The organism is Acidisoma sp. L85, assembly GCF_009765865.1.
GTDB lineage: Bacteria > Pseudomonadota > Alphaproteobacteria > Acetobacterales > Acetobacteraceae > Acidisoma.
In genome coordinates this window covers 1-10,063 of record NZ_LMUQ01000017.1, presented here as the reverse complement: position 1 = coordinate 10,063, position 10,063 = coordinate 1, and the positions used below count along the sequence as shown (strand labels likewise).

Sequence of the window (10,063 nt, the reverse complement as noted above, 5' to 3'; positions counted from 1 at the left end):
AGCAGCTCAACATCTCGGAAGCTCAGGCTGAACACGTGATAGAGCCATACAGCGTGGCTGATGAGGTCTGCCGGGAAACGGTGGCGATGGTGCGGGCCTGGCGGCTTCTTCATGCCATCATCCTCGCCCAGGCCGTCGCAGACCGCCAGTTAACGTGACAACGCTAGCAGGAGGGCTGCTGACAGGGCCGTTCGCGTCACCGATGCTGTCTGGCCATTTCTCATTGGACGGAAGCGCGACAAGGTGGACAGACGCAGATTGGCGCTGCGCGCATTTGCGTAAGATCTTCGCTATAGCGATAATGTTGCTTCGGCGCTCGATGTAGAAAAGCCATTTTTCATCTCCAGCGCGAAATATCAATCTTGTGCAACGATTCTCCTTGACGACGGATTTGGATATCGGCATTCTGCATTTAAATGCGGTAGTGAATAATTATTCAAGGTTGGGGAATGTTGGATCGTCAAACACAAGGCGCGGATTCAAACGCTCTTATCGCAAAGATTTTAGCGGCTGATGAAACCACGCGATCTGAACTCCTCGCTCGTACGGCGACGGAAGTCAGGGTCTCTATCCTCAACACGATCATCGGGCCCAAAATGGGCCATATTGGCGGCGACTTTTCCGTCGCCGATATTCTCACGACGCTGTTCTTCGGCGTGATGAAGCTCGACCCAGATAATCCGAATTGGCAAGAGCGGGATCGCTTCATCCTCAGCAAGGGCCATTGCTCAGCGGCGCTTTATTCCGTGTTGGCTATGCGTGGCTTCTTTGAAATCGACCTGCTGAAGACGTTCATGGCGCCTCTTTCAGCTCTCAACGGCCACCCCAACCGTCGCAAGATTCCAGGCGTTGAGGCCAACACCGGTCCCTTGGGCCATGGTCTGCCCATCGGCGTCGGTTGCGCTATTGCAGCACGCCTAGCGAAAGCCGACCGGCGCGTCTTCGTCGTGCTCGGTGATGGTGAGCTGCAGGAAGGCAGTAACTGGGAGGCCGCTATGGCGGCTGGCCATCGCGGCCTGTCAAATCTCGTGGCTATCGTCGACCGTAATCGGCTGCAACAGGGCGCCGGGACGGAAGACACCAACCGGCTCGAACCGCTGGCCGACAAATGGCGCAGCTTCGGCTGGGAAGTGCACGATGTCGACGGGCACGACCACCGAGTTCTCTACGACATGCTGTCCCAGCCGGGCGGGTCCCAGCCGCGGTGCCTCGTCGCGCGCACGATCAAGGGTAAAGGGGTCTCCTTCATCGAAAACCGGGTCGAGTGGCACCACAAAGTACCGTCGCTGGAACAGGTTCAGCTCGCCCACAAGGAGCTCGCAGTTTGATGAACGAGATAAGCCAGGCTCCCACTGTTGCAACATTCGATTGTCGTGTCGCATTCGCGGAGACATTAATCGAGCTCGCCCGGACCGATCACCGCATTGTTGCGGTCTGTAATGACTCGGTAGGATCGAGCAACCTCAACGCCTTCCAGAAGGAATTTCCGGACCGTCTGATTAATGTCGGCATCGCCGAGCAAAATATGGTTGGCGTGGCAGCAGGTCTCGCGAATGGCGGCTTCGTACCTTACGTGAGCTGTGCCTCTCCCTTTCTAACCGGCCGCGCGTTGGAACAGATCAAGGCAGACGTCGCCTATAATAACTATCACATCGTGCTCTGTGGCCAGAGCCCGGGCATGTCCTACGGTGAGCTTGGACCGACGCATCACTCGATCGAAGACTTTGCCTGGATGCGAGCGCTGACAGACCTGACAATACTTGTGCCGGCTGATCCGCGACAGACGCGGGATGCTGTGCGTTGGGCCTCCACCGCCAACCGTCCGGTGTTCATGCGCGTCGGGCGGTTTAAGATCCCTTCCGTTACTCCAGAAGACGAAGATTTCGTCCCGGGCCGCGCCTCGCGTTTGCGCGACGGTCGCGACGTGACGCTCATTGCATGCGGCACAATGGTATCTCGCGCCCTGGGAGCCGCCGACCAACTCGCGCAAAAGGGCATCTCGGCGCGCGTGCTGAACATGACGACGATCCAGCCTCTCGACGAGGCTGCAGTCATCGAGGCCGCCACCGAGACCGGCAGGATCGTGACGGTGGAGGAGGCCATCATCCATGGCGGCCTCGGCTCCGCTGTTGCGGAGTGCGTCGTGCAGAACAAGCCAGTGCCCATGCGCATACTCGGCGTGCCCCATCTCGCACCCACCGGCAGCACCGCCTTCCTGCTGGACCATTTTGGACTCAATGCCGAGGGGATCGCTAAAGCAGCCCTCGAATTGGTGGGTTGAGTCGTGGCCGCCCCGCTGCTTCTCGCGATTGACCAAGGCACCAGCGGAACTAAGGTGATTCTGGCGGATAAGACCGGGTCGATCGCCGCGCGCAGCCATGCACCTATTGGCGAGACGCATCCTCATCCGGGATGGGTCGAGCAGGATCCAATCGAGATCTGGCAGAGCGTGCAGCGCGCGGTCGCCGGTTGTCTCGATGGACACGATCCGGCGCGCGTCGCGGCCGTCGGGCTGAGCACGCAGCGTGAATCCATTGTTGCCTGGGACCGGCTGACCGGCGCGCCGCTGACGCCGGTGATCAGCTGGCAGGATCAACGTAGCGCAGCACTTTGCGATGCGCTCCGCAGCCCCGAGGTCGAGGGCCTCGTACGGGCAAGAAGCGGCCTTCCGCTGGATCCGATGTTCTCGGCTCTCAAGGCAAGTTGGCTGCGCCGCCACCACCCGGGCGCCTCGGGAGCCATACAGACGGGCAGGGCCGTGATTGGCACGATCGATTCATGGTTGCTGAGCCGTCTCTCCAACGACGAACCGGTGATTGAAATCGGCAACGCGTCACGCACGCAGCTTTTGGATGTTGCAAGCGGGACGTGGGACGAAGACCTGCTCGCGCTTTTCGGTGTGCCCGAGAACGCGCTTCCGAGGGTGGTTCGGTCCACAGGGCCATTTCCAACCGTGCGTGGTCTGCAACCTTTGCGAGACGGAACGCCGGTTTTGGCGGTCATGGGTGACTCGCACTCCGCCCTATTTGCTCACGGAGCTTTCGCCCCCGGTCAGATCAAGGCGACTTACGGCACCGGCTCTTCGATCATGGGCCTCATAGAACGGCCGGATGGTCTGCACCCCGGACTCTGCCTGACGATTGGCTGGCAGATCGATGATCCGGCCTTTGCGGCTGAAGGTAACATTCGTGCAACCGGTGCCGCACTGCGCTGGATGGCAGGGATCCTCGGCATGAGCGTTGATGCGATGACGGAACTCGGCGCGCGATCACAGAGCCGCGGTGCGGTGCTCGTTCCAGGATTCACAGGCCTCGGTGCGCCATGGTGGGACCGGGACGCGGTCGGCATCCTCACAAACCTGTCCCTCAACACCTCGTCAGCCGAGCTGGCACGCGCGGCGCTAGAGGCCGTCGTGCATCAGGTCGCAGACGTCGTCGAGGTGATCGAAACCACTACTGGCACGGCCCGCGATCTGTTCACCGACGGCGGTCCCACTCGCAACGACGCGTTGATGCAGATGCAGGCTGATCTCCTGGGCTGCACGATCCATCGCTCGGCAGCGCCTGAACTGTCCGCCTTGGGTGTCGCCCACATGGCTGGCTTAGGAGCTGGCGTCTGGAACTGGGAGGAATTGCGCGCCTTGCCGCGACCGCGTGAAACGATCCTGCCTCGTGTTGGCCTCGCGAATCGCAGCACTCAGCGTAGCCATTGGCAAGCGGCCATCGCTCGGGCGCGCTCAGGCACTGCCTGTCGCGCTCCTGCTTTAGAGACCGCGTGAAGGGAAGAAGCAAATGTCGTCCTCAACCTTTGTAGCCTCCGCCGGCTCGGATTCAAGACGCTCGATCTGGGCGCGTTTGCTAACTGGTTCCCAAGGACCGTTGATCGGGCTCATTATCCTGTGCATTGTCTTCTCGGTCACGAGCGATGTCTTTCTGTCGGCTCGCAACTTCCTCAACGTCATAGATCAAATTACGGTTCTCGGGATCCTTGCCCTGGGTATGACCGGCGTTATCATCATCGGCGGGATCGACCTTTCGGTTGGATCTATCCTGGCATTGTCCTGCATGGTGCTCGGCTGGCTGCCACAGGATTACGGTGTACCTTTCGGCGTTTCACTAATCCTCGCTATTATCGCCGGGGGTGCCTGCGGCCTAGTCAACGGCCTGCTGGTAACCCGTGCCAAGCTGCCACCCTTCATCGCTACGCTCACGGTGATGTCCGTTGCCCGCGGCCTAGCCAATCTCACCACCGGCGGCGAGCAGGTCGTCGGCTATCCCGATTGGTTCACCCGGCTCGCGACCGTCCGCTATCTTGGATTCCTCTCTGCGACAGTCGCGATGTTCATCGTGTTGGCGTTCGCGGGATGGATCTTCCTTCGCTACCGCGGAACCGGGCGAAGCCTCTACGCGATCGGCGGCAATCCGGAGGTTGCGCGCCTTGCAGGGATCAAGGTTCTGCGCCTCACCGTCTGGGTGTATGTCGCCTCCGGCGTGCTAGCCGGTCTTGCGGCCCTTGTGCTTTCGTCGCGACTCGATTCGTCACAGCCGAGTGCAGGGCTAGGCTATGAATTGGACGCTATTGCGGCCGTGGTCATCGGCGGTGCCAGCCTCAGCGGCGGCATTGGCGGCATCGGTGGCACCGTTGTAGGTGTCCTGATCATCGGTGTGCTGCACAACGGCCTCAACCTGGTCGGCGTTTCTCCCTTCATTCAGCAGGTCATCATCGGCTGCGTCATCGCGGTTGCGGTCACGATTGACAAGTTCCGGCGCCAGTGACCTGAGGAAAGTAGACCCAGCCGCGTCATCGCGGTTGGAACCGGGCTAAGCGACTAACAAACAGTGCAAGAAAAGAGGAAATGTAATGTTCAAGACCAAGCTGCTCGCTTCCGCGTTTGTGGCGGCCTTCGCAATAGCAGCGCTGCCACTTGTTGGCTCCGCTCGCGCCGCCGAGCCGACTGTCGGCCTCGCGGTCGCTAACCTCCAAGCCGACTTCTTCAACCAGATCAAGCAATCCGTGGAAGCCGAGGCCGCTACTAAGGGCGTGAAGGTCATTGTCGTCGACGCGCACGGTGACAGCGCCACCCAAGTCAACCAGATTCAAGACCTCATTACGCGCGGCGTAAAAGCGATCATCTATATTCCGGCCGGCGCAACTGCCGCAGGCGTGCCTGTTCGAGCGGCGCAAGCCGCGCATATCCCTGTCGTCGCCGTCGACCGAAATGCGCCGGACGCACCGGCAGATACCTTCATCGCGACTGACAGCGTTGCGGCCGCACACACATTGGGCGACTACGTCTGCAAGATAGCGGGCGGCAAGGGCACGCTCGCGATCATCCAAGGGCAGCTCGGCACTACCCCTGAGGTCGATCGCAACAAAGGTTTTGAAGCGGCGATGGCGAGCTGCCCGGGTATTAAGCAGGTCGCGAAGCAGGCGAGCCAGGAATGGTCGCAGAACGAAGGGTTCACGATTGCTCAGGACATGCTTCAGCGCCACCCCGATATCACGATCTTCTTTGGGCGCGCCGATGCTCTCGCTTTGGGTGCCGCCCAAGCGACGAAGGTTGCGAACCTTGACCATCCGGTTCTCGTGGTTGGCTTCGATGGCGATAAAGCTGGCCTGAAAGCGGTACAAAGCGGCACCCTCGCGGCGACTATGACTCAGAAGACGCAGGCGATGGGTCGCCTGGCCCTGGATTCGGCGCTCGATCTCGCGGCCGGAAAGACTCTTCCGAAGGAGCAGCTTCAGACGGCTGTTCTGACGACGAAAGATAACGTGACACCGTACATCGCTCAGCACCCGTAAGAGTCGTCAACCTAACTGGAGACGAAGCCATGTGCGCCCTTATGGCGGATCAGTCGCTCTCGCGTCCCCGCCGGATGGAGGGACCTCCTGTGCGTCTCTCTGTGACTGGGGCGCGCAAGGCTTTCTCGGGAACACCTGTGCTGAACGACGTTGATCTCACCGTGCGTGAAGGTGAGGTTGTGGCGTTGTTGGGCGAGAACGGAGCTGGCAAGTCCACGCTCTCTTCTATCATCGCCGGCGTCATCGAGGCTGATGCGGGATCGATGGTCTGGGAGGGCCAGTCGTATACGCCGGCCTCGCCCGGAGACGCGATTTCCCATGGCATTGGACTAATCCATCAGGAGATGCGCCTGCTGCCGGACCTGACCATCGCGGAAAACGTGTTCGTTGGGCGGCTGCCAATGGCTGGAGGGCGTATCGATCGGGAGCAGATGCGACAGCGTGCTTCTGAGCAGCTCCGCCGCCTCGGGCTTGAGATCTCGCCGGATACCCTCGTGCGTAGCCTACGCGTGGCCGCCCAGCAACAGGTCGAGATCGCTAAGGCGCTGACTTTAAAGGCGCGACTGCTGATTCTAGATGAGCCAACGGCGGCCCTCGGTCGAGATGAAACGGACAGGCTTTTCGCGCAGATCGGTCAATTAAAGCAGGAAGGTTTCTCTTTCATCTACATTAGCCATCGGCTGGAAGAAATCGCGCGCATCGCTGACCGCATTGTGGTGCTCAGGGATGGCAACAAGGTCGCAGAGCACAGCACGGCACAGGTTCCGGTGGACCAGCTGTTGCGGGACATGGTCGGACGCAACATCGATCGCCTCTTCCCGCACGTCGAAGCGCCGCGGCCGCGGGAAGTGCTGCGTGTTGACGGACTGCGCTCCGCAGAAGGCGCCTTCGCCGATATTAGCTTCGCCGTGCACGAAGGCGAGATCTTCGGCATTGCGGGCATCGTCGGCGCCGGCCGCACCGAGCTGGTCCGAAGCATAGCGGGCGCCGATCTCCTTTCTGCCGGGACAGTGACGCTCGACGGAAAGGCGCTCAGGTTGACCGGCCCGGATACTGCTATCCACGCCGGCATCGTGCTGGTGCCGGAGGATCGCAAGGGGCAGGGCATTCTGCTGGAACATACGGTGGCGGACAACCTGGCCCTCGGCAATATGGACCGACTCGGCAAGCGCGGCTGGCTTGATCCAGCGAAGGTGCGGGAGTTCGGCCAGCGGATGATCGGGCGTCTGGGCATCAAGGGACGGCCGGGCCAGCAAGCCCGTTACCTCTCCGGGGGCAATCAACAGAAAGTGGTCATCGCGCGCTGGGTAGCGCGCGCCCCCAAGGTTATTATCCTGGATGAACCAACCCGCGGCATCGACGTGGGTGCGCGCGCGGCGATCTACGAGGTTATCGCTGAGCTCGCGAAGTCGGGTATGGCAGTGGTGGTGGTGAGTTCGGACCTCGAAGAGGTTTTGGGTCTCGCCCATCGCGTGATGGTGCTGGCGCGAGGCCGGCAGATGGGCGTGCTCGATCGGGCGCAAGCAAACAACGTCGCCGTTATGGCCTTGGCCACGGGCTGAACAGGAGCTGCAGATGACGGAGCTTTTCAGTCTGGCCGGCGAGGTCGCTCTGGTGACCGGTGCGGGTAGCGGTATCGGCCAGCGATTGGCCGTGGGATTGGCCGAGGCCGGTGCCGATGTCGCTTGTTTCGACCTGGCCTCAAGCACAGGCCTCGCGGAAACCGTGTCGCGTATTGCGGCTCTTGGTCGCCGGGCGGTTGCCGCTCGGGGTGATGTCACCAACGGTAAGGATCTGGCCGACGCGGTTGAGGTTGCGGAGCGTCTCGGGCCACTTTCGGTTGCGCTGAACTGTGCCGGAATCGCAAATGCGGCGCCGGCAGAGGAGATGCCACGGGAACAATGGCAACGGATGTACGACGTCAACGTGACCGGCGTTTTCCTGTCATGTCAAGCTGAAGCAAAGGTAATGCTGGGCCGCCGGCGGGGCGCCATCGTCAATATAGCCTCCATGTCCGGAGTGATCGTCAATCGCGGGATCCTTCAGGCCCATTACAACAGTGCTAAGGCAGCAGTGATCCACCTCTCCCGCAGCTTGGCGATGGAATGGAGTGATCGGGGTGTGCGGGTAAATTCGATCAGCCCCGGTTATACCGCCACCCCGATGAACATTCGGCCGGAGGTCGCCGACCAGGTGAAACAGTTCGCGGCTGACACTCCGCTCGGTCGCATGGCGACGGTGGACGAACTGGTTGGTCCGGCCGTATTCCTTGCCAGCCGGGCCGCGTCCTTCTGCACAGGGATCGATCTGCTGGTCGATGGTGGTTTCGTATGCTGGTAAAGGAGCCCTCTTGCCTCGGACCGATGAACTCCGCCTGATCGCGCGCGTCGCACGCATGTATTACCTCGAAGACATGAAGCAGGGAGATATCGCAGCGCGTCTGATTATTTCGCAGGCGACAATATCCAGGCTTCTCCGTCGCGCGCGGGAGGAGAACGTCGTGCGTATCAGTGTGCAGACGCCTTCCGGTACTTTCCCTGAGCTTGAGGAAAGCCTTTGCCGAAAGTTTGGAATGACGGAAGTCGTCGTGGCCGAATGCAGCGAGGACCGGGAAAGTCAGATTCTCCGGCGTATCGGTGACGCTGCCGCCCTATATCTGGAGACTACCCTGCAGTCGGGTGAGATCGTCGGCATTTCCTCGTGGAGCGAATCCCTGCTGCGCACAGTTGAGAACATTCATCCGCAACGGCGGCTCGCTGCCGAGCGGGTCGTACAACTTCATGGCGGGGTAGGCGACCCCAGCGTGCAAACCCACGCCACCAACCTAACACGCCGCCTGGCGGAACTGATCGGCGCGCAGGCGCAACCGTTGCCCACGCAGGGAATCACAAGCTCGAAGGCTGCTAGGAAAGTGCTGACAAGCGATCCATTCGTGCGGGAGACAATGGCGTATTTTTCGAAGATCACCCTGGCACTCGTCGGCATCGGCGCGGTGGAACCGTCAAAGCTTCTTGCGGACAGTGGTAACATATTCTCACCATCCGAACTGGCCGAACTCGCGCGACTAGGTGCCGTCGGCGACGTTTGCCTCAACTTTTTTGATCGCAATGGAAAGTCGGTGCCATCCTTTTTGCAGGAAAGGGTTGTCGGCATCGACCTCGATCAGCTTCGCCAGGCAAAACGAGTGGTCGCCGTGGCAGGAGGTCAACGCAAAGTTGCAGCACTCCTCGGCGCAATGCGGGGGAAGCTCATCGACGTTTTAGTGACGGATCAATTCACGGCGGCGCGACTCGACGCAGCCTGAGACAAGAAACGAAGTAGTAAAGGAAGGCAGATGATGCTCAGAGGCAAGGTCGCGGTGATCACCGGAGCCAGCCGCGGAATAGGAGCGGCAATTGCCTTCCGGCTCGCTCGTGACGGCGCGGCTGTGGTCGTAGCCGCGAATGAACCTTCAGTTGAAGCGGTTGCGGAAGCCATTCGGGCGGCCGGAGGGCAAGCATCTTCCATCGTCGCTGACGTTACGAACTCGGCGGACGTCGCAGCCATTTTTGATCTTGCGGAGGCTCAGTTCGGTCGCGTCGATATCTCCGTTCAAAACGCGGGAGTCATCACGATCGCCCGCATTGAGGACCTTCCGGAGAGCGACTGGGACAAGATCATGGCAGTGAACACCAAAGGCGTATTCCTTTGCTGCCAAGCTGCAATCGCGCACTTTCGTAGACACGGAGAAGGCGGTCGGCTGATTAATACGGCATCTGGTCAAGCGCGACAGGGATTTGTGTTCACTCCTCACTATGCTGCTAGCAAGTTCGGCGTCATCGGCGTCACGCAGAGCCTCGCTAAGGAGGTGGCCAAAGAAGGCATCACAGTCAACGCCTTTTGTCCGGGGATCATCGAGACGGACATGTGGGCCTACAATGACCAGGCCTGGGGCAAGTTATTGGGAAACTACGCGCCAGGCGAACTGATGGCGGAATGGGTGGAAAATATTCCGATGGGAAGAGCAGGGAAGGGCGATGACGTAGCCGGGCTCGTCGCGTTTCTGGCTGGGCCGGACGCGGCTTATATCACGGGTCAAACGATCAATGTGGATGGAGGTCTCATAATGTCGTGAGAGTTTATCGATATAATCATCGAATGTTTTCGATTTGTCGTCAGTGCGACGCTCGCCCAGGTCCTGCGTTGATAGTTGTAAGCATAAGGGCGAGCTTCGAACATTACCGTGCCTGGACTGGCGGGGGGGGGGGGGTGGCTTGTTTTA

The 10,063-nt window shown here is 60.5% G+C and carries 9 protein-coding genes; all 9 read left to right on the top strand.

Annotated elements, in window-relative coordinates:
- The first annotated feature begins 449 nt into the window (after positions 1-449).
- The 9 genes from GSQ83_RS02940 to GSQ83_RS02900 all read left to right on the top strand — a co-directional run bounded on the left by GSQ83_RS02940 (position 450) and on the right by GSQ83_RS02900 (position 9,916).
- A complete protein-coding gene (locus GSQ83_RS02940) occupies positions 450-1,328 on the top strand; it encodes a transketolase (protein ID WP_158801321.1) in 879 nt (292 codons plus the stop codon).
- Positions 1,328-2,281, top strand: coding sequence for a transketolase family protein (locus tag GSQ83_RS02935; RefSeq protein ID WP_158801319.1), 954 nt, complete (start codon positions 1,328-1,330; stop codon positions 2,279-2,281). The genes GSQ83_RS02940 and GSQ83_RS02935 overlap by 1 nt, the downstream gene beginning before the upstream one ends.
- A 3-nt stretch (positions 2,282-2,284) precedes the next feature.
- Positions 2,285-3,778, top strand: a complete 1,494-nt coding sequence (locus GSQ83_RS02930) for an FGGY family carbohydrate kinase (protein WP_158801317.1) — start codon at positions 2,285-2,287, stop codon at positions 3,776-3,778.
- 100 nt (positions 3,779-3,878) lie between these two features.
- Complete coding sequence (locus tag GSQ83_RS02925; RefSeq protein ID WP_216849884.1) at positions 3,879-4,775, top strand: ABC transporter permease; 897 nt, start codon at positions 3,879-3,881, stop codon at positions 4,773-4,775.
- 85 nt (positions 4,776-4,860) lie between these two features.
- Positions 4,861-5,802, top strand: coding sequence for a sugar ABC transporter substrate-binding protein (locus GSQ83_RS02920; protein WP_158801313.1), 942 nt, complete (start codon positions 4,861-4,863; stop codon positions 5,800-5,802).
- A gap of 89 nt (positions 5,803-5,891) precedes the next feature.
- Complete coding sequence (locus GSQ83_RS02915; RefSeq protein ID WP_216849883.1) at positions 5,892-7,364, top strand: sugar ABC transporter ATP-binding protein; 1,473 nt, start codon at positions 5,892-5,894, stop codon at positions 7,362-7,364.
- 13 nt (positions 7,365-7,377) lie between these two features.
- Entirely contained in the window at positions 7,378-8,142 is a 765-nt protein-coding gene (locus GSQ83_RS02910; RefSeq protein ID WP_158801311.1) for an SDR family oxidoreductase, read from the top strand.
- 10 nt (positions 8,143-8,152) lie between these two features.
- The gene (locus GSQ83_RS02905; RefSeq protein WP_158801309.1) at positions 8,153-9,106 is read left to right on the top strand and encodes a sugar-binding transcriptional regulator; all 954 of its coding nucleotides are present in this window, start codon (positions 8,153-8,155) and stop codon (positions 9,104-9,106) included.
- A gap of 30 nt (positions 9,107-9,136) precedes the next feature.
- Complete coding sequence (locus GSQ83_RS02900) at positions 9,137-9,916, top strand: SDR family oxidoreductase (RefSeq protein ID WP_158801307.1); 780 nt, start codon at positions 9,137-9,139, stop codon at positions 9,914-9,916.
- Positions 9,917-10,063: the final 147 nt, after the last annotated feature.

Excerpts from the sequence above, each read along its gene's own strand:
- GSQ83_RS02940 (WP_158801321.1), top strand. The coding sequence starts at position 450 with ATGTTGGATCGTCAAACACAAGGCGCGGATTCAAACGCTCTTATCGCA.
- GSQ83_RS02935 (WP_158801319.1), top strand. The coding sequence starts at position 1,328 with ATGAACGAGATAAGCCAGGCTCCCACTGTTGCAACATTCGATTGTCGT.
- GSQ83_RS02900 (WP_158801307.1), top strand. The coding sequence starts at position 9,137 with ATGATGCTCAGAGGCAAGGTCGCGGTGATCACCGGAGCCAGCCGCGGA.
- GSQ83_RS02920 (WP_158801313.1), top strand. The coding sequence starts at position 4,861 with ATGTTCAAGACCAAGCTGCTCGCTTCCGCGTTTGTGGCGGCCTTCGCA.
- GSQ83_RS02910 (WP_158801311.1), top strand. The coding sequence starts at position 7,378 with ATGACGGAGCTTTTCAGTCTGGCCGGCGAGGTCGCTCTGGTGACCGGT.